Here is a 23,056-nt window from a genome sequence, read left to right on the forward strand (position 1 = left end):
AATCAAATCAGGAGACGCCATGAACACCACCCCCAACACGCTGCCGGTCATCATCGCCGGCGGCGGCATCGGCGGCCTCGCCGCCGCCCTCGCCTTGACCCGCCGGGGCTTCTCCGTCAAGGTGCTCGAACAGGCTGCGCAGATCGGCGAGATCGGCGCCGGCATCCAGCTCGGCCCCAACGCCTTCCACGCCTTCGACGCCCTCGGTGTCGGCGACAAGGCCCGCAGCCGCGCTGTTTACACCGATTACATGATCATGCACGACGCCCTCGACGAGAGCGTCGTCGGCCGCATCCCCACCGGCGAGGCCTTCCGCAAGCGCTTCGGCAATCCCTACGCGGTGATCCACAGGGTTGATGTTCATCTGTCCCTCCTCGAAGGCGCCCAGGAAACCGGCCGCGTGGAGTTCCTGACCTCCACCCACGTCAGCCGCGTCGAGCAGGACGCCGACAGCGTGACGGTGTACGACCAGCACGGCAACGCCCACAAGGGCATCGCACTGATCGGCGCCGACGGCGTGCGCTCGGCGGTGCGCGAGCAGTTCGTCGGCGATCCGGCCCGCGTCACCGGCCACGTGGTGTATCGCGCCGTGGTGGACAAGAAGGATTTTCCGGAAGACCTGCAGTGGAACGCCGCCAGCATCTGGGTCGGCCCCAACTGCCACCTGGTCCACTACCCGCTGCGCGGCGGTGAGCAATACAACGTGGTGGTCACCTTCCACAGCCGCCAGCAGGAGGAATGGGGCGTCACCGAAGGCAGCGCCGAGGAAGTACAGAGCTACTTCCAGGGCATCTGCCCAAAGGCCCGCCAGCTGATCGAACTGCCCAAGAGCTGGAAGCGCTGGGCCACCGCCGACCGCGAGCCCATTGGCCAATGGACCTTCGGCCGCGTGACCCTCCTCGGCGACGCCGCCCACCCGACCACCCAGTACATGGCCCAGGGCGCCTGCATGGCGATGGAAGACGCGGTCACCCTCGGCGAAGCCCTGCGCGTCCACGACAACGACTTCGTCAAGGCCTTCGACCTCTACCAACGCTCCCGCGTGGCCCGCACCGCCCGCATCGTGCTGTCGTCCCGCGAGATGGGCCGCATCTATCACGCCAAGGGCGTCGAGCGCCTGGTGCGCAACGACCTGTGGAAGGGCCGCAGCGCGGAGCGCTTCTACGACGCGATGGAATGGCTGTACGGCTGGAACGCCGACAACTGCCTGGCCAAAGACTGAGCCCCACCCATCCGAACCCGAACAGGAAGCCGACCATGCAAGACCAAAGCCGTTTCGACACCCTGGGGCGCCTGGAAGACCTGCCCCTCGACTACCGCGAGGAACTCGCCCGCCAGAACCTCGTACCCCTGTGGCCGAGCCTGCGCGCGGTGCTGCCCGCCGGCAAGCCGCAGCCCAACACCCGGCCGATCCACTGGCCCTACGAAACCCTGCGCCCCCTGCTGATGCAGGCCGGTGAGCTGACCCCCATCGAGAAGGCCGAGCGCCGCGTGCTGGTGCTCGCCAACCCCGGCCACGGCCTCGAGAAGATGCAGGCCAGCGCGGCGATGTACCTGGGCATGCAGCTGCTGCTGCCCGGCGAATGGGCGCCGGCCCACCGCCACACCCCCAACGCGGTGCGGATGATCGTCGAAGGCGAAGGCGCCTACACCACCGTCGATGGCGAAAAGTGCCCGATGAGCCGCGGCGACCTGATCCTCACGCCGACCGGCCTATGGCACGAGCACGGCCACGACGGCGACGGCCCGGTGGTGTGGCTGGACGTGCTGGACCTGCCGCTGGTCTATTACATGGAGGCCTCCTACCACATCGACGGCGAGCCCCAGACCGTCAAGCCCGGCCGTGGCGACCGCGCCTACGCCCGCGCCGGCGTGGTGCCGACCCAGGTGTTCCAGCGTTCGAACAAGGCCTACCCGATGCTGCGCTACCCGTGGGTCGAAGCCCGCGCCGCACTGGAAGCCCTGGCCGCCGACCAGCCGGAGCTGGAAGCAGTGCAGGTCAGCTATGTGAATCCCGAGACCGGCACCGACGCCGAGAACATCCTCGGTTTCTACGCGCTGATGCTGCGCCCCGGCCAGACGCTCGACCTGCCCGTGCGCTCGCCGGCGATGGTCTTCCACCTGATCGAGGGTGGCATCGACGTGGGCATCAGCGACAACAGCTTCGCCCTTGCCGAAGCCGACACCTGCTGCGCCCCCGGCTACACCCCGGTACGCCTGCGCAACCGCTCCACCAACAGCCCGGCCTTCGTCTTCATCGCCGACGAGACGCCGCTGCACCGCAAGCTCGGCGTCTTCGAGAACCGCGGCTGAACCACCTCACACACCCCATACCAAGGAAAACAGACATGACCCAGCAGACCTACCTGTGGAACCCGCAACCCGTCTTCTCCCTGCCCGTGCAGGGCAGCGAGGCGCGCCTCCCGGTCAAGCGCATCTTCTGCGTCGGCCGCAACTACCACGCCCACGCAATCGAGATGGAGCGCCCGGTGGACAAGGCCACGATGCGGCCCTTTTACTTCATCAAGGATGCCTCGACGCTGGTCCAGTCCGGTGAAACCGTGCCCTACCCCACCGGCACCCAGAACTACCACTACGAGATGGAACTGGTGGTGGCCATCGGCCGCAGCGGCTTCCGTGTCACCGAGGCCGATGCCGGCGAGCTGATCTACGGCTACGCCGCCGGCCTCGACATGACCCGTCGCGACCTGCAGCTGGTGGCCCGCGAACAAGGCCGCCCGTGGGACCTGGGCAAGAACTTCGAAAAGTCCGCCGTGTGCAGCGAGATCGTCCCAGCCGGCGAGCGCGGCGTGCTCGAAACGGGCGCCATCAACCTCGCCGTCAATGGCCAGACCAAGCAGTCCTCCGACCTCTCCAAGCTGATCTGGAACATCCGCGAGCTGATCGTCGACCTGTCCCAGTTCTACCACCTGGAACCGGGCGACCTGATCTACACCGGCACCCCGGAAGGCGTCGGCGCGGTGAAGTCGGGTGACGTGATCACCGGCCATGTGGATGGCGTCGGCGACGTCCGCCTGACCGTCGGCGCCCCCGAGTAAGCCATGAAGCTGCACAACTTCTTCCGCAGCGGCACCTCGCACCGGTTGCGCATCGCGCTGAACCTGAAGGGATTGGACTACGAGTACCTGCCGGTGGACCTGCGCACGGAGCAGCACCTGGGGCCGGCCTTCAAGGCCCTCAACCCGCAAGGGCTGGTGCCGGCGCTGGAAACCGGTGGGCAGGTGTTGATCCAGTCGCCGGCCATCATCGAATGGCTCGAGGAGCGCCACCCCGAGCCGCCGCTGCTGCCGAAGGACGCCGACGCCCGCGCCCGCGTGCGGGCCCTGGCGGCCATCGTCGGCTGCGACATCCACCCGATCAACAACCGGCGCATCCTGGAATACCTGCGCCACACGCTGCACTGCGACGAGGCGGCCATCAACGCCTGGTGCGCCACCTGGATCAGCGCCGGCTTCGATGCCCTCGAAGCCCTGCTGGCCGCCGACCCGCAGCGCAGCGCCTTCTGCTACGGCGACACGCCGACGCTGGCCGACGTGTACCTGGTGCCCCAGGTGGAAAGCGCCCGCCGCTTCAAGGTGAATATGGCCCGCTGGCCGCTGATCCAGGCCACCGACGCCGCCTGCCAGCAGCTCGACGCCTTCCGCCGCGCCGCGCCGGGTGTTCAGCCCGACGCCGGCTAAGCCCCGCCCACCATACACAACACCTAGAGCGCGCACCGCGATACCGCCCGGTATCGCGGATGCCCCGGTACGTCCATCCAAAACGAGACGGAGACAAACAATGCCCACGCAGCGCACCGTGAACGTCACGGACTTCATCGCCCATCACCCCCTTAGTCCCTACCAGGTGCTGATCATCGTGCTGTGCTTCCTGATCGTCGCCATCGACGGTTTCGACACAGCCGCCATCGGCTTTCTGGCCCCGGCCATCCGCGCCGAATGGCAGCTGGCCCCGGGCGACATCGCGCCGCTGTTCGGCGCCGGCCTCGCCGGCCTGATGGCGGGCGCTTTCCTGTTCGGCCCCCTCGCCGACCGCTTCGGGCGCAAGAGCGTACTCATTGCCTGCGTGCTGTTCTTCGGCCTCGCCAGCCTGCTGTCGGCCTATTCGGGCTCGGCCACCGAACTGGTGATGTGGCGCTTCCTGACCGGCCTTGGGCTGGGCGGTGCGATGCCCAACTCGGTGACGCTGACCTCCGAGTTCTGTCCCGACAAGCGCCGCGCCTTCCTCGTCACCGCGATGTTCTGCGGCTTCACGGTCGGCTCCGCACTGGGCGGGCTGGCCTCGGCCCATCTCGTCGAAGCCTACGGCTGGCGCTCGGTGCTGATGCTCGGCGGCGTGCTGCCTTTGGCGCTGCTGCCGGTGCTGGTCTGGCGCCTGCCAGAGTCCGTGCGCTATCTGGTGATGGAGAACAAGGGCTTCCACCGGGTCGCCGCCACCCTGCGCCGCATCGATCCCGCCCAGGACTTCGACGGCGCCCACTTCGTCGCCAGCCACCACAAGCCGGCCGGCATGCCGGTCAGCCATCTGTTCCGCCCCGACCTGCTGCGCGGCACCCTGCTGCTGTGGCTGACCTTCTTCATGAGCCTGCTGGTCATCTACCTGCTGTCGAGCTGGCTGCCCACTTTCATCAAGAGCACCGGCGTCTCCCTGAAAACCGCCTCGCTGGTCACCACCATGTTCCAGGTCGGCGGCACGGTCGGCGCCATCGTGCTCGGCTGGCTGATGGACCGCCTCGCGCCGCACCGGGTCCTCGCCACCAGCTACATGCTCGCCGGCCTGTTCATCGCGGCAATCGGCAGTCTGTCCGGCAACCCGGCGCTAGCCGGGCTGGTGGTGTTCTGCGCCGGTTTCTGCGTGTCCGGCTCCCAAGTGGGCGCCAACGCGCTGTCCGCCAGCTTCTACCCGACGGACTGCCGTGCTACCGGCGTCAGCTGGGCCAACGGCGTCGGCCGGATGGGCTCGGTGCTCGGTTCGGTGGGTGGCGGCGCCATGCTCACGATGAACCTGCCGCTGTCGTCGGTGTTCATGGTCGTCGGCCTGCCGGCGGTAATCGCGGGTCTCACGATGCTGATGTTCGGGATTCACCGCAGCCGGCAACAGGCTGCCCAGCCGACGACGGCCTGACTGGACGCGGCGGCCTGCCAGCAGTTCGACACCGCGCTGCGCGGCCGCCGCGAGCACTGTTTTCAACATTTCCAGGCGACGAAGGTGTGGCGATCAGGCGTTGTTATGGGTGTTCACCTGCCACAACCGCATCGAGCTTTCGAGAAATGAAATCGTCCCCTGACACCCGTGCGCTGAGCACCGACAACGTCCATTCCGACCGCCGCTTCGGCGTCGAACATGACGGCATCCACAAACCGATCCACACTTCGGTGCAATATGATTTCGACCGGGTCGAGGATCTGATCGGCGCGTTCCAGGGCACCTACAAGGGCGGCTAGCAGTATGCCCGCCAGGGCACGCCGACCACGGCTGCCCTCGAAGCCAAGATCACCGCGCTGGAGAACGGTGTCGGCACCGTGTGCTTCGCCACCGGCATGGGCGCCATCTCGGCGGTATTCCTCACGCTGCTGCGCGCCGGTGACCACCTCGTCGCCAGCCGCTACATCTTCGGCAATACGAACAGCCTCCTCGGCACGATGGAAGGCCTGGGTGTCGCGGTCGACAAGGTCGATGCCTGTTCCGTCGAGGCCGTTGCCGCAGCGATCCGGCCGGAAACGCGCATGGTCTTCGTCGAGACGATCGCCAATCCGCGGACCCAGATCGCCGATCTGGAGCGCATCGGCGAACTGTGCCGGGAGCGCGGGCTCATCTTTGTGGTCGACAACACATCACCTCGCCGGCGCTGTTCAGACCTCGTGCCATCGGCGCCAGCCTGGTGAGCAACTCGCGGACCAAGACCATCGCCGGCCACGGCGAGGCCCTCGGCGGCGCCGTCACCGACACCGGCCTGGGCGACACGCGCACGCTGATCATCCCGGTCGCCCCCACCATCTTCTGGGAAGCCGGCCAGGAAGCGCGCGCCGCGATGGGCATTGCCGAAGGCCTGATCCGCCTGTCGATCGGCCTCGAAGACGAAGCCGACCTGATCGCCGACTTCGACCGCGCCCTGGCATAACAGTATTCGGCGGGGTGGCAAGGAGACCTGCTTGATGCCGCCATCGACGACATGGCTCTGCCCGGTGACGAGGGCGTTCTACATTCAGTCGTCCAGCCGCTCGTGGAAATCCGCGGCTCCGTGTTTCCAGTAGGCGGCAATGCGCATGTCCACGCCGGCAACGCCCTTGCCCTTCAGCAACTCGCGCAGCGGACGCATGACGCCGGTCTCGCCGGCACCCCACGCAAAGCCGCTGCCGGCGGGCAGTTGCAGCGCGCGGACGGCGGCCAGCAGTTCGTCGCCGCTGCGCACCCAGCTCACGTCCACGTTCGCCGCGCTGGCGAAGTCGCGGCGGTCCGCCGCGTCGTCGACCTGGATCACCGCAATGGTCCGCGCGCCGGCCGGGAGTTCCCACAGGCGACGCTGAATGGCCGGCAACGCCGAACTGTCGCCCACCAGCAGGTGCCAGTCGTAGTCCAGCGGGATGATCATCGAGCCCCGCGGGCCGCCGATGGCGGCAAGCTGGCCGACCTGCGCCGCACGCGCCCAATCGGACGCCGCACCCCGCTCGTGCAAGGCGAACTCGATGGACAGCGTCCGGGCCGCAGCATCGTGCTGCAGCGGCGTATAGTCGCGGCGGACGACTTCACCGGCCGGGTCGGCGAACATGAATTTCACGTGGTCATCGAAAGACAGGGAGACGAAATCGGCCAGGTCATCCCCGCCGAAAGTCACACGCACGAAACCGGGACTGACCTGCTCCACCTGGGCGACAGTCACCTCCCGGCGGCGCAGTTCATGGCGGACGCGCTGAATGCGGCGTTCCCCTTTGAGTGTTGTTTCCATTGACGTTCCAATTAGTTGATAACGTCAATAATTCTGGAAAACAAAGTTGATAAAGTCAACCATATGAGCAACGATCGGGCTAAAGACGTATTTGAGGCGGTCCATACCGTCATGCACCTGTTCCGCTCCAAGCAGTACCGGGCCCTGCGTGAGAGCCCGCTGCAGCTCACGCACATGGAAGGCAAGGTGCTGGGCTTCTTCGCCCGCAACCCGGGGGAGACGCTGAGCACCCTCGTCAGCCATTCCGGACGCGACAAAGGCCAACTCGCACGCTTGACGAGCAGCCTGCGGGAGCGCGGATTACTGGAGGCACGGCCGGATGCGAACGACAGGCGCAATCTGCGCCTTTACCTGACACCGGAGGGCGAAGCCGTCTCCGCCTCGCTGGACGAACAGGAACGCGAGCTGTCCCAACAGGCTATCCAGGATCTCAGCCAAGCCGAGCAGGACGCGCTGCTGTCACTGCTGCAGCGGGTGCGCAAGAACCTCGACGCAGCGCCCTAGCTTCGCCGCACGATTGACCGCTCTGCCGGGAGCCCGGCCAAAAAAACGCTCCCGGAGGAGCGTTGTCAAACTTGCCGTTGCACATCCGCCTGAACAAGCACGGACGGGGAGTGAGCGACGGTAAGGAACCTCAAGGAGGAGACAAAACCATCGTCGGGAGAGCGCGCCCTCGACGAATCCAGCTGACAGCGCTCATTACACCGCTCGCCGTCAATGACGGGCGGTGCGCGCTCCTGCGCGCCGGCTCTCCTCGTGCTCAGCCCACAAGGCATTAAGGATCGCCAGCAGTACGGCGAAGCCGATTCCCAAAATCCAGGCGAAATACCACATCTGTCGTTCTCCTCAATAAGCCGAATGGCTGTTTTCCCGCACGTAGGCGGCAGTGACCTTGCCGCCCATGACGCGGTAGGCCCAGGCGGTGTAGGTAATGATGATCGGCATGAACAGCAGCGTGGCCACCAGCATGATGGTCAGGGTGAGCTGGCTGGACACGCTGTCCCACACGGTGAGGCTGGCATTGGGGTCGATCGACGACGGCAGGATGAACGGAAACAAGGCCGCCCCCGCTGTGCCGATGACACCTAGGATGGCCAGCACCGAGGCCCAGAAGGCCGCCATCGTGCGCCCCGAGCGCGCCAGCGCCTGGGCTGCCGGTACGGCGACAAAAGCCACAGCCGGCAACGCCAAAGTCAGCGGGTAATGCCGGTAATTGGCGAACCACGCACCGGCTTCACGCACGACGGTTTTGGCGAGGGGGTTCGGCTGGGCTGCGGTATCCAGCGCGGACTGGATCACGTAGCCAGGAATTCCCCATCCATAACCACACGCCGGCCGCAGCGAAGGCCAGCAGCATCAGTCCGCCGAAGAAACCGGCGGCCCGCAGCGCGCGCCACTGGACCTCGCCCTGCGTGCGATGGGCCAGGTAGATCGCGCCATGGAAGCTGATCATCGCCGACGACACCACGCCACACAGCAGCGCGAACGGGCTGAGCAACTCCCAGAACGAGCCGGAATAGGTGGACACCAGCTGCGCATCGAAGCTGAACGGCACGCCGAGGAACAGATTACCGAAAGCCACGCCGAAGATCAGCGGCGGCACCGCCCCGCCGACGAACAGCCCCCAGTCCCAGGTGCGCCGCCAGGCCGGGTTGTCGATCTTGCTGCGGTAATCGAAGCCCACCGGCCGGAAGAACAGCGCCCACAGCACCGCCAGCATGGCCCAGTAGAAACCGGAAAAAGCCGTCGCATACACCAGCGGCCAGGCCGCGAAGATCGCCCCGCCGCCGGTGATGAACCACACCTGGTTGCCGTCCCAGTGCGGGCCAACGGTGTTGATGATGACCCGCCGTTCGACATCGTCCTTGCCGACGAAGGGCAGCAAGGTGCCGACGCCCATGTCGTGGCCGTCCATGATTGCGAAGCCCACCAGCAGCACGCCGACGAGCAGCCACCAGATCAGTTTGAGAGTCGTGTAATCGAGCAACATGAGCATCTCCTTCAGGCGTGGGCCTCGTTGGCGTAACGGCCGGTCCCCAGGCTGCCGGGGCCCTGCTTCGCGAAGCGGGTCATCAGGTACAGCTCGACAACCAGCAAGACCGTGTAGAAGCCGACAAAGCCGGCCAGTGAGCCGTAAAGGCTTTCCACGCTGAGGGTCGAAACGGACAGATGGGTCGGAAGAACGCCGTAGATCGTCCACGGCTGGCGCCCGTATTCGGCGACGAACCAGCCCACTTCGCAGGCCAGCCATGGCACCGGCAAGAAATACACGGCCCAGCGCAGCAACCAGGGCTTGTCGGCAAAAGTCCCTTTCACCGAGTACCACAGGGCCAGACTGAACAAGGCCAGCATGCCGAAGCCGAAAGCCACCATCAGGCGGAAGCTCCAGAACATCGGCGTCACGCGCGGCACGGTGTCGTTCACGGCTCGGTCGATCATCGCCGGCGTCGCCTGGCTCACGTCGGCGACGTATTTCTTCAGCAACAGACCAAAGCCCAGATCGGCCTTGTGCCGCTCGAAGGCCTCGCGGGCATGGGCGTCGTCCGAATTGCGACGCAGGGCTTCGAGGGCCGTCACTGCGCCAATGCCAGCGACGATGCGCTCGCGGTTCTTGGCCTTGATCTCCTTGATGCCGGGAATCTGCTTGCTCAGGGAACGCGTGCCGATGATGCCCATCACCCACGGGATCTCGATGGCGAAGTCGTTCTTCATCTCCGCCTCGTTGGGGACCGCGACGAGATTGAACGAGGCCGGCGCCGGCTCGGTCTCCCACATCGCCTCGATGGCGGCCAGCTTGGTCTGCTGGGCCTCGCCGACGGTGTAGCCGGATTCGTCGCCGAGCACGATCACCGAACACACCGACGCAAAGCCGAAAGCCGCCGCGATGCCGAAGCTGCGCTTGGCGAACTCCACGTCGCGCCCCTTGAGCAGATACCAGGACGAGATCGACAGCACGAACATCGCCCCGGTCACGTAGCCGGCCGACACGGTATGCACGAACTTGGCCTGGGCATCCGGGTTGAACAGCAGCGCCCAGAAATCGGTCATCTCCATGCGCATCGTCACATAGCTGAATTCCGCCCCCACCGGGTTCTGCATCCAGCCGTTGGCGATCAGGATCCACAGCGCCGACAGGTTGGTGCCCACCGCCATCAGGATCGTCACCAGCAGGTGCTGCTTGCGGGAAAGCCGATCCCACGCGAAGAAGAACAGGCCGATCATCGTCGATTCGAGGAAGAAGGCCATCAGCCCTTCTATGGCCAATGGCGCGCCGAAGATGTCGCCGACGTAGTGGGAGTAATAGGCCCAGTTGGTGCCGAACTGGAACTCCATCGTGATGCCGGTGGTGACACCCAGCGCGAAGTTGATGCCGAACAGCTTGCCCCAGAAGCGGGTCATGTCCTTGTAGAGCTGCTTGCCGGTCATCACATAGACCGACTCCATGATCACGAGTAGCCACACCATGCCGATGGTCAGCGGCACGAACAGGAAATGATAGAGAGCCGTGGCGGCAAACTGAAGACGGGACAAATCGACCACTTGTTCAGTGACCATGTTTGCCTCCCTGATCAGCCGCGGAACCCATGAGATGCGCGGACATGGCCACCGGATCGACCGGCACCTTTGCGTCGTGAACGAAGAACCACCACAGGGCGCCCAGTGCAATGGCTTTGGCGAGGAGAAGCCAGCCCAGGTGGCGTAACAGGAATGAGTCAGTTGGGGTCATGGTTCGACTGCCTTGTTGAAAAATCAGACTTTGCTTATCAAGCGTCGTGCCATTCTGCCGAATTTCGACAAAGTCTTTTTACAACAAAGGCTTGAATTCGACTTTTCGCGACCATTAGCCGCAGGTCAGCCACCGCGTTGAGGCTGTCATGGCAGCCACTGGCAGTTTCGAATTGCCTAATGGCAGTATCTGGCAGCGTTTTTGACAGCCGGTCAAATCACCATGGCAAGGACTTGGTCCGTTGCGCCCGGGAACACCTCGAACATCTGCACCGGCCATCCGATGATGGCCTGAAAATCGGGATGGAGAAGTGTCGCCCGCGTGCCGGACGGCACGACCTCCACACGGGTCTTGGGGATGGGCGCCGACGTGAGGAGCACGCTGTGCAGATCGCGCCAACAATGCAAAAAGGGACTGCATTTCTGCAGTCCCTTTTCATTTTGGCGCGCCCGGCAGGATTCGAACCCACGACCCCTTGGTTCGTAGCCAAGTACTCTATCCAACTGAGCTACGGGCGCACACCATACAATCAGTCAACCGGAAGCCCGGCGGAAGCAATTGCTTCCCGACTGAACAGATTCGCAATAAAGCGACTCTGGCAAAACTGGCGCGCCCGGCAGGATTCGAACCCACGACCCCTTGGTTCGTAGCCAAGTACTCTATCCAACTGAGCTACGGGCGCACACCATACAATCAGTCAACCGGAAGCCCGGCGGAAGCAATTGCTTCCCGACTGAACAGATTCGCAATAAAGCGACTCTGGCAAAACTGGCGCGCCCGGCAGGATTCGAACCCACGACCCCTTGGTTCGTAGCCAAGTACTCTATCCAACTGAGCTACGGGCGCGCTGCGAAAGACCGGCATTATACATAGCTTCAGGGAAATTGGAAGCCTTTCGTTGCCGTTTGATGTCTTTCCCCGCCACGCCCCGGAATTCCCCTTCTGGCGCCCTTCTTGCCTGCCTATGAACATCCGGGCTTTTACGCGACGAAAACGGAGGGTTTGCGACACGAACTTCCTTTTCACCGCCGGCCCTTGTCGATGATCCCACGCTGCAAGGAGCGCACAATGTTCGTCCCCGTCTGCAAACAGAGCTATCTCTACGAAGGTGAAATGGTGCCAGGTATGGCCGGCACCAAGGAAATCCTGATCGTCTGGGCCGATGGCGGCCAGCCGCGCGCCTTCGACGGTATCTGCCCGCACGGCACCTTTCCGCTGTCGAAGGGCATGTTCAATGGCCGCACCCTGGTCTGCCCGTCCCACAACTGGGTCTTCGATGCCCGCAACGGGCACGGCCTGTCGCCGACCGGCTGCCAGATCCCGGAATACGCGATGAAATTCGAGGACGGCATGGTGTGGGTGGACACCGACGCCAGCGCGGTCAGCGCCCCGTGTGGGACTGGCGGTAGCGGGACGGACTGAGTCCCGTGCGACGTTTGACGAAGCGGCAGAAATAGGCCGGATCGTCGAAGCCCAGGCTGGCCGCGATGCCAGTAACCGGTTCGGTTGTATATAGCAGCAGCCGGCAGGCCTCGCGGGTCAGGCGTTCGTGGATCACGTCCAGCGCGCGGCCGCCGCACTCGGCGCGGGTCAGGCGGTTGAGGCGTGGCGTGCTGACCCCCAGCTGGCTGGCGTAGCGGGCCACCGGCCAGTGCTCCAGGTAATGGGCTTCGACCTGCAGCACGAAACGGGTGAACAGCGCCTGATGCACCGCTACCGGGCTCCCCTCCCCCAGCGCCTGCAGGCGGGCGCCGGCCTGGGCCAGGTGCCAGACGATGGTCTGGGACAGCCAGCGCAAGGGCGGCGAGCCGGCCATGCCGGGGCTCATGAACTCGGCGCTGAGCTCCCGCAGCAGCGCATCCAGCCGCCCGGCCGTCGGGTCTTCCACATCGAAGTGCAGCACGCGCGGCCCGGCGAACAGCTCACGCAGGGCTTTCCCGACCGTTTCCAGCTCGCCCTCGACGAGGAAGTGGCCGCCCAGCGTGAGCACCCGACCCTGCGCTTCCGGTGCAAAGCGGAAGCCATGCACCGTGCCCGGCGGAATGATCACCGCCGCCGGTCCCGTCACCTCCTGGCGGCCGGCATCCAGCGCGACGCTCGCCGTCCCTTCGGTGATCCACACCACCTGATACAGGCCGTGGTGCAGGTGAGGCTGGATCTCCCAGTCGTGGATGCGGCTGCGGGACTGGATTTCTTCAATATGCAGCAGTTCGCGCACCGGCTCCGCCGCTTCACCATACAAGGTGAAGCTCGGGATCAGCGGCTTGGGTGCAACGAAGCGGGGCTTCACGCGCATGTCCATGCGTGACGCGCCTCAGGAAAGGACAGCCACCGGCATCCGGCCGGCCTCGCCATACAGGGCGAAGCCCGAATGCCACGCGGAAAAATGCGGGAAGAGATGCATCACGGGACTCCGGAAGCGGCACGACGCCAGCGCTGGCGCCGATTATGACGCCGCCTCCATCCCGCCGACAGTGCGCGGGCCCACTAGCAGCTAGACAATTCTGCTATGGCCCGCCTGTCGCCAGTCAAATGCCAATCAGCCCTGCCAGCCTTCGAACGGCACGCCGACGTAGTTCTCCGCCAGCGATGCCGCCGCGGCGCGGGAGCTGACCGTGTACTCCAGCTGCGACCGGCGGAAGCGCCGGGTGATGGTGTCCTCGCCGTCGAAGTCGTGCAGCATGTTGGTCATCCACCAGCTGAAGTGCTCGCCACGCCACACCCGCTTGACGGCGCGGGCGCTGTAGCTGTCGAGGCCAACCCGGTCGTCGCGACGATAGAAATCGACGATCGCCTTGCTGAGCAGGACCACGTCCCCCGCGGCCAGGTTGAGGCCCTTGGCGCCGGTCGGCGGCACGATGTGGGCGGAGTCGCCGGCCAGGAACAGGCGGCCGTGCTGCATCGTCTCGCAGACAAAGCTGCGCATCGCGATGATGCTCTTCTGGAAGATACGCCCTTCCTTCAGCTGCCAGCCGTCGTCGTTGGCCAGGCGGGCACGGAATTCGGCCCAGATGCGGTCGTCGGACCAGTTGTCCACGCTGTCGTTGGGATCGCACTGGAAATACATACGCTGCACATCCGGCGTGCGCGTGCTGACCAGAACGAAGCCGCGGTCGCTCTGGGCGTAGATCAGCTCGTCGCTGGACGGCGGCGCCTCGCACAGGATGCCGAACCAGCCCGCCGGATAGACCTTCAGGTGCTCCTGGCGGATCGCCGCGGGGATCGCCTGGCGCGACGGGCCGTGGAAGCCGTCGCAGCCGCCGATGAAGTCGCACTGGATCTCCTGCGCCGCACCGTTCTTGCTGTAGCGGATGGACGGCTGCGTGCCGTCGATGCCCTGCAGGCTCACGTCCGACACCCCGAACTCGATGGTCGTGCCGTTGGCAAGCACCGCCGCCACCAGGTCCTTGATCACCTCGTGCTGCGGATAGACGGTGATCGACTTGCCGCCGGTCAGCTCGGGCAGATCGATGCGGTGGCGCTTGCCGCCGAAAGACAGCTCGATGCCGTTGTGCACATAGCCTTCGCGCATCATGCGCTCACCGACGCCCAGCTCCTTGAGCAGTTCGACGGTGGGATGTTCCAGCACGCCGGCCTTGATGGTCGCCTCGATGTCTTCCCGCGAGCGCTGCTCGACGATCACCGATTCGATGCCCTGCAAATGCAGCATGTGGGAAAGCAGCAGCCCCGCCGGGCCCGCGCCGATGATGCCAACCTGGGTCTTCGTCATGTCCTTGTCTCCTGTCAGAGTTGTTGTGTTCGACAGGACGCAGGTTACGGACAGGCATAGACCGCTTGAATGGACGAATCAGCGAGACGAATTGCACTTTTGAAACGACTGCGGCCCGCGGCCATCGTCCCTACAAAAATCGGCTCAAACCGACCCGGCTTCGCACATCAGGTCGGCAACCAGGCCGCGCAGCCAGCGGTTGGCCGGGTCGTTATGGAAACGCTCATGCCAGTGCTGGCGCACCGAGTATTCGGGCAAGGGATACGGGACCGGGAAGCAGCGGAAGCGCCCACGGCCGGCCAGCACCTCGCCGAGACGCTTGGGAATGGTCAGCAGCAGTTCGGTCTGCTCGATGAAAAAGGCCACGCCGACGAAATTGGGAATCCGCAAGGCCACCCGCCGGCGGATACCCTGGCGGGCCAGCTCCTGGTCCACGATCAGGTGCCCGGTGCCCTGGGTGCTGACCAGCGCGTGCTCTTCCGCCTCGAACTGCTCTGGAGTCAGGCCATCGCTGATGCGCGGATGGTCGGCGCTCACCATGCATACATAGTGCTGGCGGAACAGCGCCTGCTGGTAGAAGCCCGCTTCCAGCTGCGGGATGAAGCCGATGGCCAGATCGGCCCGCCCGCTCTCGAGCAGGTCCGACGTATCCGGCGACAGCGGCAGCACCTCGATCTGGATCCGCGGCGCCACCTCGCGCAGGCGCCGCCACAGGCCCGGCATGATCACCAGCTGGCTGATGTCGGTCATGCAGATCCGGAAGCAGCGGCTCGATTCCCGCGGATCGAACTCGGTACGTTGTCCCAGCACCCGGTCCAGCGCCTGCAGCGCCTCACGCACCGATTCGATCAGCGATTCGGCCAGCGGCGTCGGCTCCATGCCGCCAGCGGTACGCACGAACAGCGGATCTCCGAACTGCTCCCGCAGCTTGCCCAGTGCAATGCTCACCGCCGGCTGCCCCATGTTCAAGGTCTCCGCCGTGCGGCTCACGCTGCGGGACTTGAAGACTTCGTCGAAGACGCTGAGCAGGCGGGCGTCGAGGGGGTTCATGGTGGGCTATCGGGTCTCGGCTTGTGCTGTTCATCTTACTGCACCGCCCTCGTCCGCATCCAATCCAGTCCCGCCCGAAAATTGTCATAAATTCTCATGTCATGTTGACACAAAAATGACATTAAATTAAAAGACAGGCTTTCCGGCACCGCTGGCAGTGAACCGCTCATGTCCTCCTCCCTTGCCTCTGCCCTGTCCAGTCTCCTGAGTGCGCTGAGTCAGGCGAACTGCATCCTCAGACTTCAGTTTCCGGATGACGTAGCCTCGGCCGTCACGCGCCTGGTGCCCTACCAGGCAAGCGGCAACGAAGCCATCTGCGACGGCATCCGCTATCGCCTGCAATGCCTGGCAGACGACAACCGGATCGATCTGGCCGACCTGCTGGGCCAGCCCATTGCACTGACCATCGGCGACGACCGCGGCGGGCGCCGGCTGGTGAGCGGCATCGTCACCTCCGCCGAACAACGCCTGTCCGACGGATCGGCAACGGCCATCGAACTCGTCTTCCAGGACGCCCTCGCCATACTCCGCCAGCGCAGCACCTGGCGGGTGTTCTGCGAAACCTCGGTCGTCGAGATCACCGAACAGATCCTCGCCGAACACATCCGCAGCAACGGCGCACTTGCCCAGGCCTTCAGGTTCGTCGTCAGCGGCCTCCAGAAAAGCTACCCGAAGCGTGCATTCACCCTGCAGGCAGGCGAAAGCGACCACGCGTTCCTGACCCGCCTGTGGCGCCAGGAAGGCATCGCCTGGAGCTTCAAGTTCTCGCTCGACAAGGACACACCGCAGCACACGCTGCAACTCACCGACCGACCCGGTGCCTTTCCCGACAATCCCGCCGGTAGCGTGCGCTTCCACCGCGCCGACGCCACCGAGGATCGCGATGCCGTCGTTGCCTGGCGCGCCTGGCGAACCCAGGCGCCGTCCTCCATCGCCCGCGCCAGCTTCGACTACAAGGCCGTCCGGGCCATGGAGAACATCCAGCCCACGGTGCTCAAGCAAGGTCAGGCCGGGGATGCGCTGGCCAGCACGCTCACCGACTACCACTACGACGCTCCGCAACTGGCCGCCGATGGAGGCCACTACGACGAAATGGGTCGCGCCCGCATCCTGGCCCATGAATTCGCCGCTGCCGGCTGGCGCGGTGAATCCGTCGTCCGCCAGTTCGCCCACGCCACTGTCTTCGGCCTCAGCGAACACCCGGAGATCGACGCCTGGCCCCGCGACAAGCGGAAGTTCACGCTGACCCGGCTCGAGGTCTACGCGCGCAACAACATTCCTCTCGAACCTGCCCTGGAACGCCACCTCACCGCAGGCTGGGACATTCCCGGCAACGACGGCGGCTCTGAAGAACGGGCGGATGCGCCCATCTATTACAACCGCTTCGAATGCGTGCAGCAGGACATCGCAGTCGTACCCACTCATTCATCCGCCGACGCCCCCCGCATCGGCATCCTCAGCGCCATCGTGGTCGGCGCAGAAGGCAGCGAAATCGATGTGGACGACCATGGGCGGGTCGCCGTGCGCTTCCCCTTCGCGCGCCCGGAAGACCATCCCAACGGCTACGGTACCTCCAGCACACCGCGGGACTCGGCGCGGATCCGCGTAATGCAGCCCTGGGCCGATAACGCCTACGGTGCCGCCTTCTGGCCCCGGGTTGGTTCCGAAGTGCTGGTCGGCTTCCTGCAAGGCGATCCATCGAGGCCGATCGTCCTCGGCGCCGCCTACAACGGCACCCACGAGCCACCGCGCTTCTCGGGCTATGGCAGCCTGCCCGCCAACAGCGCGCTGTACGGGCTGCGCAGCAAGGAGATCAAGGGCAGCGGCTACAACCAGCTGCGCTTCGACGACACCTCGGCGCAGATCAGCGCCCAACTTTCATCCGATTACACAGCCAGCCAGCTCAACCTCGGCTGGCTCGGCAAGCCACGCCAGGACGGGCAATCCGAAGCCCGCGGCGAAGGCTTCGAACTGGCCTCCGACGCCGCCGGCGCCCTCCGCGCCGCCAAGGGCCTGCTGCTGTCTGCCTGGTCCCGCTTCAAGGCGTCCGGCGCCCAGTTGGACCGACAGGAACTGCTGGGCCTGATGGAAGAGCAGTTGGATTTCTTCAAGCAGATCGGTGACTACGCCGCCCAGCATGGTGGCAAAGCCAACGACAACGCACCCCATAGCCAGCTCCACAATGATCTGAAGAGCTGGGAAAACGGTTCCAACACCACCAAGGGCGGGGCCGGAGGCGGCAAGCCGCTGGTCGCCGTCAGCGCCCCGGCCGGCGTTTACCTCAACAGCCCCGAGGCCGTGGTGACCCATGCCGGCAAGAACGTGGACATCGTCGCCGGCCAGCACCTGCAGTCGGCCTGCGCCGGCCGCCATACCCTCAACACCGGCCAGGGCATCGCGCTGTTCGCCCAGTCGGAAGGCATAAAGATCCTCGCCCACGACGGCAAGCTGGAACTCCAGTCCCAGCACGGCGACACCCAGGTCAATGCCAGCCAGAACCTCAAGCTATCCGCCAGCGAAGGCAAGGTGCAGGTCATGGCCGGCGAGGAGATCCTCCTCGCCGAATCAGGCGGCGCCTACATCAAGCTGGCCGGTGGGCGTATCGAACTCGGCTGCCCCGGCGACTTCATAGTCAAGGCCGCCAGCCACCAATGGTCCGGCAGCGCCTCAGGCCAGACCGACCTGCCCAAGTTCTCCGCCGGCGACCTCGGCCGCACGCCCGTGCTGGTGCGCGCCACCGACGGCCAGCCCATCGGCGGCATCCCCTACTCGATTACCCGTCCCGACGGCAGCACCCTGTCCGGCCACACGGACGCCAACGGCAAGACCACCGCCCTGGAAGGCAGCACCTTCGAAAAGATCAACGTGCAGTTCTTCGCGCCCGACCAATAACCGACCCTGTCCTTCGCCATGACCGCTTCTGGACCCATTACACCCCAGCCCCTGGCCGCCGGCCAGGTCCTCACCAGCCCCGACCACAGCGAGAAGAAGATCCCCAATCCTCTCCCGCTACCCGGCGTGGTGATCTTCGTGCATGGCGTGAATTCGGACGGCGAATGGTTCGACGCCAGCGAAGAAGGCTTGTGCAAAGGGCTCAACAAACGGCTGGCCCGGCAGTCGGAGCAGTTGGCGTGCAACGGGCCCGAGGCTGGGCAGTTGAGGGAAGTGAAATACTCGAATGAACTCACTTCTGTTGGCTTCATCAACCCCGACCGCAGTGCAAAGAACTTCATCGATACGGAAGCACCGCACTGGTCACCCGTCATCCGCTTCCGCTGGGGCTACAAGGCCAGCAAGGAAGACCTCAAGACCTTCGGCTCCAACATCTGGCTCAACGAGCAGGACTACTGGGGCGGCGGCCCCTTCGCCAACGGCTGCACCAGTTTGCCCGACCTTTGGAGCGAGGGTACGAACGACCGCCTGTTCCTATGGCTCACCGCCCAACACGTGAACCCGGTTCCGGGCCGCGACGTCTTTGCCTGCCCACCGCGCAGCTACTACGTCTTCGCTGCGCTCAGGCTCGCCAAGCTGGTCGCATCGATCCGCGCCAAGCAGGCGGACTGCCCGGTCACCATCGTCTGCCACAGCCAGGGCAACATGGTTGGCATCGCCGCGGCATTTCTCGGCGAACGCCTCGGCGACGCCGTTGCCGACAACTACATCCTGTGCAATCCGCCGCTGAGCCTGCGGCCCGATAACCTCGCCGAGCAGTGGACCCAGCGCTACACCATCAGCACCGCCAACCAGACGAGCGGACGCCAGACTTCTGCAGCCCGGAACGCAACGCTGGCCCACTACTTCGGGATTCTGCATGCACGCGCCAGCAAGGAGCAGGATGCGGCCAGCATCGACAAGGCCATGGCCAACGAGAACTGCCCGGTCGGAACCCCATACAAGGCAGGAACGGACCGCAAGACCCACGGCTTCAAGGATCGAACCTATGGCCGCGTCACGCTGTATTGCTGCCCCCACGACCAGGTCATCTCGGCAACACCGGTGCAGGGCATCGGCTGGCTCGGCATGCATGAAAAGGAAATCAAGGCTTGCAAAGGGGGGGAAGTATTCAGCCAACGGGTCTTTGCCCAGGGTTATCCGGTCGGCGCATCACCGGGCGAGTCTTCCGCTTACCACTACTTGGACAACCGCTGGAACAAAGACCTGAAAGACGGCAAGGATGGTTTCTGGCACCCGCCCTCGCCCACCGCCCGCTTCTCCCTGCGCCATGGCCTGGATGCCAACACCAGCCTGCTCGGCAAGACGATGACCGTCGCGACCTGCTGGCTCCTCAGCGCCGTCGATCTCTTCAAGCTCCCAGTCAATGCCAACCCTAAGGAGAACTGGGTCATTCCGATCAATGCGCCCCCACTGCCCGAGCCCTTCACCCCCAAGGCCCGCCGCTTCGGCCAGGTCAGCGACCAGTTCGACGAGGGCTACGACCCCGGTGGCAATTCACGGAATGCGCAAAAGCCCAAGGCGGAGAAGGCCGCTGACGATCCCTATGACTCCCACACTACCCTGAAGACAAAGGATGGCTCGATGGAGGACCGTCCGATGGGCGACGCCAATTCCGAAGCTCAGATGCGCTACGAAGACCGGGCCCGCCTGCGCATGCGGGCCCGGCGCGAAGGGCTGGCAGATGAAAACAACCGGGTCGTTGGCGAAGACGATCCAGCGCAGGCCAGCGAAGCTCACAAGCAATGGCGCAGCGCCAAGATCAAAACGTTTTTGTCCGAATCGGTTGATCAGAATGCAACGGACCATTCAACGATTGTCACCAACCCCATGCACGCGGAAAAGGCTATGGCTTACGACGTTGCAATTGGCGTTTGCCGCCTAAGTCAAGACGATTTGCGGGAATTACGAGTGGAGGCAGACTGGCGATATCTACAAAGTCTAAAACGTGACGATCATCCCCACTGTTACCTGGATGAGTATTTTCAACAAGGGCTAATGAACCATATCGATATTCACACATGGGCCAACACGCATCCCGACGCTCGCCTCCCCTCAAGCATCCGTGATGAGCGCACAACTCGTGCCCCAGAGTTAGCGGGGCAATCATGAATGCTTTTCCCTACAACAGATCACATCCAGTAGCTCTGGCCGCTACCGTATTTTTGGTCAGTTTTTCTCTCGCCCTAATCCTAGCCTGGCACTTCGATACTCAGGTCCCGTTCCATATCTGGACAACGGAGGAAATCATGACTCGTCTACTTGCCGTTCCAACGCTAATTACCGCCTTAGTCGTTACATGGTCACTGTTTGGGACCTCAAGTACTGCAAGCGCAGTGCCACAGGAATCATCACTAAAACTTGTCTCGTCTGCTCCATTTAAAGCACAAGTTGTCGGTGTCCAGTGGATGAACCCACTGGTGCGGCGGGATTACCCTACCGAATGGCAATTGCTATGGGCAATCGGGTTAGCACAACCCAACAAGAATGATGAAGTTGTAAAGGAAAAACCCAAGAAATTCTCGTCCGTACAACCCATTGCAGCCATCGTCTGGAACATAAGCGGCAGAGTCACGTTTCCAAGCTTCTTCGGCGGCTACATGGAGGACATCCTGCGTCCATTCGGCAATCGTTATGTATTGAACGCCAACTACTTTTACACCATTCAACCAAAGTCCCCGAAAGACTGGCGCGAACTGGCCGGCATTCACATCGAATTTGCCCTCCCGGATACGCCCCTTCTGCCTCAGGAACAGGCCATCCATATCGTGCGAAATGCAATGAATGAGGAATTCCAGTTCTACAACCCAAGACTCTCCACCCGCAACGTCCCCGCCGATGTACACATCTCCGTCGGCGGAGCCAGCGTCGGCTTCGCGTCTCTCACTGCCGCCCTCGACTACCTCAAGACCCACCCCAAGGAATCCGTCTGGGCGATGACCTGGGATTCGCCGGATCACCCGAAGGACGAGCAGATGACCGAGAACTGCGTCCTCCTCGTCCTCGCCGGCCCCGACTTCGACACGAAACGCGAACCGCTCGCCTGGATCGGCTATCCAGCCGTTCGCAAGAGCGAAGACTTCGAAACCCAACCCGACGCATCCCGCCAGTTGCAGGCCTGGCAAGCCGCCATCCGCGATGCGGCCGCCCAGGCCGACACGACGGTCCCCGCCCTCAGCCACGTCATCCATGACGCCGGTTTCGGCTCCGATGCCGCCGGACGCCGGCTGGCACAAGTCGGCCATGCCCTCGGCACGCTCAACCCCGAATTCGATTTCGCGACCCAGACCTTCAACACACCCAAACTGCTCGGTGACATGCGCGCCGGCACGGCGCTGACCAACGTCGCGCTGGCCATCGCCTGGACGCACCAGAAAGGCAAGCCGGTGCTGGTGCTCGGCACCACCGAAACCGACCGCCTCAGCGCCGTCGTCGTCACCCCGCCGGCCCGCCCACGCATCTTCGATCCCAACCGCGACTGGTTCCGCGCCCGCGGCGAAGGCAATGCCTATCTGCCCTGGTGGGGGTTGCGCAAGGACGCGGACTGGGCGACTTATCCGCAGGGTTTTTCCGATTGAACATCAGCCATTTCTGGAGGCTGCAATGAAGAGTGTCATCCGACTCGGCGATCCCACCAGCCATGGCGGCAGCGTGGTGCAGGCCAGTTCATCCCACCGCGTGATGGAGCGAGGCGTCGCCCGCGTTGGCGACCGCTGCATCTGCCCGATGCGCGGCCACGAGAGCTGCGTGATCGCGGAAGGCGATCCGCAGGTGTTGAGCGACGGCATTCCGGTGGCTTTCGACGGTCACAAGACCAGTTGCGGGGCGACGCTGATCTCCACACTGGGCAGTAGTGGGCGCACCTGAACGCGCCTGCATCCGTAAAATGGCCACTCCGCATCGCTCCCGAACACGCCCCCCATGTCCGGCATTACCGACTACCCCGCTTTCGTCCTCGCCGTCATCCTCTTCCTGCTGATTCCCGGGCCGGGCAATCTGGCGCTGATGACGTCCACCGGCAAGGGTGGCATCCGTGCCGGGCTGGCAGCCACCTTTGGGCTGATCCTCGGCGACCAGGTGCTGTTGTGGCTGGCGGTGGGCGGAGTGGCGGCACTGCTGGCGATGAATCCGCTGGCTTTCCAGGCCGTGCAGTGGCTGGGGGCCGCCTACCTGGCCTGGCTGGGGATGCGGATGCTGCTCGCCAAACCCGGGCAGGCGCCGGTGCTCAACATCCGCCCGCGGCATTACCTCCGTCAGGCGCTGCTGATCACGCTGCTCAACCCGAAGGCCATCGTCTTCTACATGGCCTTTTTTCCGCTCTTCATCGATCCGGCGCGTAATCCGGGGCTCACCACCTACGGAATCATGGCTCTGAGCATTGCCGCATTGACCTTTCTATATGGCCTCATCGCGGTGCTGCTCACCCATCTCCTCGCCGAACGACTGCGGAGCAGCCCCATCGTCTCCCGCGCGCTGGAGAAGCTGGCAGGCAGCGTATTGATCGCATTCGGCATCAAGCTGGCCGTAACACGCTGAATCGATGTCGGTTTTTCTTACACAAAGAGCCTCGGCGGCTCTCCTGAAAGCGCCAAACTATTGAAAGAAAAAGCTATTTTTTCAAGGCACGTCT

General features: G+C 64.3%; 24 protein-coding genes, 3 tRNA genes and 1 pseudogene. 15 read left to right on the top strand and 13 right to left on the bottom strand.

Translation table 11 applies throughout. The features are described from left to right. Positions 1 to 19 precede the first annotated feature (19 nt). From B4920_RS06645 to B4920_RS30360, 8 genes are all read left to right on the top strand, one after another. Entirely contained in the window at positions 20 to 1,222 is a 1,203-nt protein-coding gene (locus tag B4920_RS06645; RefSeq protein ID WP_079433836.1) for a 3-hydroxybenzoate 6-monooxygenase, read from the top strand. Positions 1,223 to 1,257: 35 nt separating this feature from the next. Further along, positions 1,258 to 2,313, top strand: coding sequence for a cupin domain-containing protein (locus B4920_RS06650; protein ID WP_079433837.1), 1,056 nt, complete (start codon positions 1,258 to 1,260; stop codon positions 2,311 to 2,313). Between the two features lie 35 nt (positions 2,314 to 2,348). Next, on the top strand, positions 2,349 to 3,059 hold the full coding sequence (locus B4920_RS06655) for a fumarylacetoacetate hydrolase family protein (RefSeq protein WP_079433838.1): 711 nt from the start codon (positions 2,349 to 2,351) through the stop codon (positions 3,057 to 3,059). Between the two features lie 3 nt (positions 3,060 to 3,062). Then, positions 3,063 to 3,701, top strand: coding sequence for a maleylacetoacetate isomerase (gene maiA, locus B4920_RS06660; RefSeq protein WP_079433839.1), 639 nt, complete (start codon positions 3,063 to 3,065; stop codon positions 3,699 to 3,701). A gap of 100 nt (positions 3,702 to 3,801) precedes the next feature. After that, the gene (locus tag B4920_RS06665) at positions 3,802 to 5,145 is read left to right on the top strand and encodes an aromatic acid/H+ symport family MFS transporter (protein WP_079433840.1); all 1,344 of its coding nucleotides are present in this window, start codon (positions 3,802 to 3,804) and stop codon (positions 5,143 to 5,145) included. A gap of 146 nt (positions 5,146 to 5,291) precedes the next feature. Beyond that, positions 5,292 to 5,465, top strand: a complete 174-nt coding sequence (locus tag B4920_RS30350) for a hypothetical protein (protein ID WP_254050853.1) — start codon at positions 5,292 to 5,294, stop codon at positions 5,463 to 5,465. Between the two features lie 57 nt (positions 5,466 to 5,522). Beyond that, entirely contained in the window at positions 5,523 to 5,906 is a 384-nt protein-coding gene (locus tag B4920_RS30355) for an aminotransferase class I/II-fold pyridoxal phosphate-dependent enzyme (protein WP_368664712.1), read from the top strand. Continuing rightward, positions 5,903 to 6,142, top strand: a complete 240-nt coding sequence (locus tag B4920_RS30360; RefSeq protein WP_254050864.1) for a PLP-dependent transferase — start codon at positions 5,903 to 5,905, stop codon at positions 6,140 to 6,142. The genes B4920_RS30355 and B4920_RS30360 overlap by 4 nt, the downstream gene beginning before the upstream one ends. 84 nt (positions 6,143 to 6,226) lie before the next feature. Here B4920_RS30360 and B4920_RS06675 read toward each other — a convergent pair whose 3' ends face one another. Further along, complete coding sequence (locus tag B4920_RS06675; protein ID WP_079433841.1) at positions 6,227 to 6,967, bottom strand: siderophore-interacting protein; 741 nt, start codon at positions 6,965 to 6,967, stop codon at positions 6,227 to 6,229. 63 nt (positions 6,968 to 7,030) lie between these two features. Between B4920_RS06675 and B4920_RS06680 the strand changes: the two genes are divergently transcribed. Then, the gene (locus B4920_RS06680) at positions 7,031 to 7,471 is read left to right on the top strand and encodes a MarR family winged helix-turn-helix transcriptional regulator (RefSeq protein ID WP_173862647.1); all 441 of its coding nucleotides are present in this window, start codon (positions 7,031 to 7,033) and stop codon (positions 7,469 to 7,471) included. A gap of 210 nt (positions 7,472 to 7,681) precedes the next feature. Here the strand turns inward: B4920_RS06680 and cydX are convergent, their stop codons facing one another. The 8 genes and pseudogenes from cydX to B4920_RS06715 all read right to left on the bottom strand — a co-directional run bounded on the left by cydX (position 7,682) and on the right by B4920_RS06715 (position 11,540). Continuing rightward, positions 7,682 to 7,801, bottom strand: a complete 120-nt coding sequence (gene cydX / locus B4920_RS06685) for a cytochrome bd-I oxidase subunit CydX (RefSeq protein WP_079433842.1) — start codon at positions 7,799 to 7,801, stop codon at positions 7,682 to 7,684. Positions 7,802 to 7,813: 12 nt separating this feature from the next. Then, positions 7,814 to 8,957 (bottom strand): annotated as a pseudogene (gene cydB, locus B4920_RS06690) (cytochrome d ubiquinol oxidase subunit II). A gap of 11 nt (positions 8,958 to 8,968) precedes the next feature. After that, on the bottom strand, positions 8,969 to 10,522 hold the full coding sequence (locus tag B4920_RS06695; RefSeq protein ID WP_079433843.1) for a cytochrome ubiquinol oxidase subunit I: 1,554 nt from the start codon (positions 10,520 to 10,522) through the stop codon (positions 8,969 to 8,971). Beyond that, entirely contained in the window at positions 10,512 to 10,694 is a 183-nt protein-coding gene (cydP, locus tag B4920_RS28700; RefSeq protein ID WP_139379442.1) for a cytochrome oxidase putative small subunit CydP, read from the bottom strand. The genes B4920_RS06695 and cydP overlap by 11 nt, the downstream gene beginning before the upstream one ends. 212 nt (positions 10,695 to 10,906) lie before the next feature. Then, positions 10,907 to 11,074, bottom strand: a complete 168-nt coding sequence (locus tag B4920_RS29465) for a hypothetical protein (RefSeq protein ID WP_161493253.1) — start codon at positions 11,072 to 11,074, stop codon at positions 10,907 to 10,909. Between the two features lie 61 nt (positions 11,075 to 11,135). Further along, positions 11,136 to 11,212: transfer RNA gene (locus B4920_RS06705), tRNA-Arg, on the bottom strand. Positions 11,213 to 11,299: 87 nt separating this feature from the next. Continuing rightward, positions 11,300 to 11,376 (bottom strand) — tRNA-Arg (locus B4920_RS06710). A gap of 87 nt (positions 11,377 to 11,463) precedes the next feature. After that, positions 11,464 to 11,540: transfer RNA gene (locus B4920_RS06715), tRNA-Arg, on the bottom strand. Positions 11,541 to 11,762: 222 nt separating this feature from the next. Between B4920_RS06715 and B4920_RS06720 the strand changes: the two genes are divergently transcribed. Next, complete coding sequence (locus B4920_RS06720; RefSeq protein ID WP_079433845.1) at positions 11,763 to 12,116, top strand: Rieske 2Fe-2S domain-containing protein; 354 nt, start codon at positions 11,763 to 11,765, stop codon at positions 12,114 to 12,116. Here B4920_RS06720 and B4920_RS06725 read toward each other — a convergent pair. From B4920_RS06725 to B4920_RS06735, 3 genes are all read right to left on the bottom strand, one after another. Continuing rightward, a complete protein-coding gene (locus B4920_RS06725) occupies positions 12,076 to 12,996 on the bottom strand; it encodes a helix-turn-helix domain-containing protein (protein WP_254050856.1) in 921 nt (306 codons plus the stop codon). The genes B4920_RS06720 and B4920_RS06725 overlap by 41 nt on opposite strands. Before the next feature lie 237 nt (positions 12,997 to 13,233). Next, positions 13,234 to 14,424: a 4-hydroxybenzoate 3-monooxygenase gene (locus B4920_RS06730; protein WP_079433846.1), complete on the bottom strand. Its 1,191-nt coding sequence runs from the start codon at positions 14,422 to 14,424 to the stop codon at positions 13,234 to 13,236. 144 nt (positions 14,425 to 14,568) lie between these two features. Further along, complete coding sequence (locus B4920_RS06735; RefSeq protein WP_079433847.1) at positions 14,569 to 15,474, bottom strand: LysR family transcriptional regulator; 906 nt, start codon at positions 15,472 to 15,474, stop codon at positions 14,569 to 14,571. Between the two features lie 168 nt (positions 15,475 to 15,642). Here B4920_RS06735 and B4920_RS06740 point away from each other — a divergent pair, with 168 nt between their 5' ends. Further along, a complete protein-coding gene (locus tag B4920_RS06740; RefSeq protein ID WP_079433848.1) occupies positions 15,643 to 18,366 on the top strand; it encodes a type VI secretion system Vgr family protein in 2,724 nt (907 codons plus the stop codon). Between the two features lie 126 nt (positions 18,367 to 18,492). Beyond that, positions 18,493 to 20,538, top strand: coding sequence for a hypothetical protein (locus tag B4920_RS06745; protein ID WP_161493254.1), 2,046 nt, complete (start codon positions 18,493 to 18,495; stop codon positions 20,536 to 20,538). A gap of 356 nt (positions 20,539 to 20,894) precedes the next feature. Here B4920_RS06745 and B4920_RS29875 read toward each other — a convergent pair whose 3' ends face one another. After that, positions 20,895 to 21,191 (bottom strand): hypothetical protein, encoded by a 297-nt coding sequence (locus B4920_RS29875; protein WP_216819771.1) that lies wholly within the window; start codon positions 21,189 to 21,191, stop codon positions 20,895 to 20,897. 15 nt (positions 21,192 to 21,206) lie between these two features. Between B4920_RS29875 and B4920_RS29880 the strand changes: the two genes are divergently transcribed. From B4920_RS29880 to B4920_RS06760, 3 genes are read left to right on the top strand one after another with little or no spacing between them, the layout of a single operon-like run. Further along, positions 21,207 to 22,004: a hypothetical protein gene (locus B4920_RS29880; protein ID WP_216819773.1), complete on the top strand. Its 798-nt coding sequence runs from the start codon at positions 21,207 to 21,209 to the stop codon at positions 22,002 to 22,004. A gap of 25 nt (positions 22,005 to 22,029) precedes the next feature. Next, on the top strand, positions 22,030 to 22,293 hold the full coding sequence (locus tag B4920_RS06755; protein ID WP_079433851.1) for a PAAR domain-containing protein: 264 nt from the start codon (positions 22,030 to 22,032) through the stop codon (positions 22,291 to 22,293). Between the two features lie 54 nt (positions 22,294 to 22,347). Then, positions 22,348 to 22,962 (top strand): LysE family transporter, encoded by a 615-nt coding sequence (locus B4920_RS06760; RefSeq protein ID WP_079433852.1) that lies wholly within the window; start codon positions 22,348 to 22,350, stop codon positions 22,960 to 22,962. The last annotated feature ends 94 nt before the right edge of the window (positions 22,963 to 23,056 follow it).

It is taken from the genome of Zoogloea sp. LCSB751, assembly GCF_002028455.1.
GTDB lineage: Bacteria > Pseudomonadota > Gammaproteobacteria > Burkholderiales > Rhodocyclaceae > Zoogloea.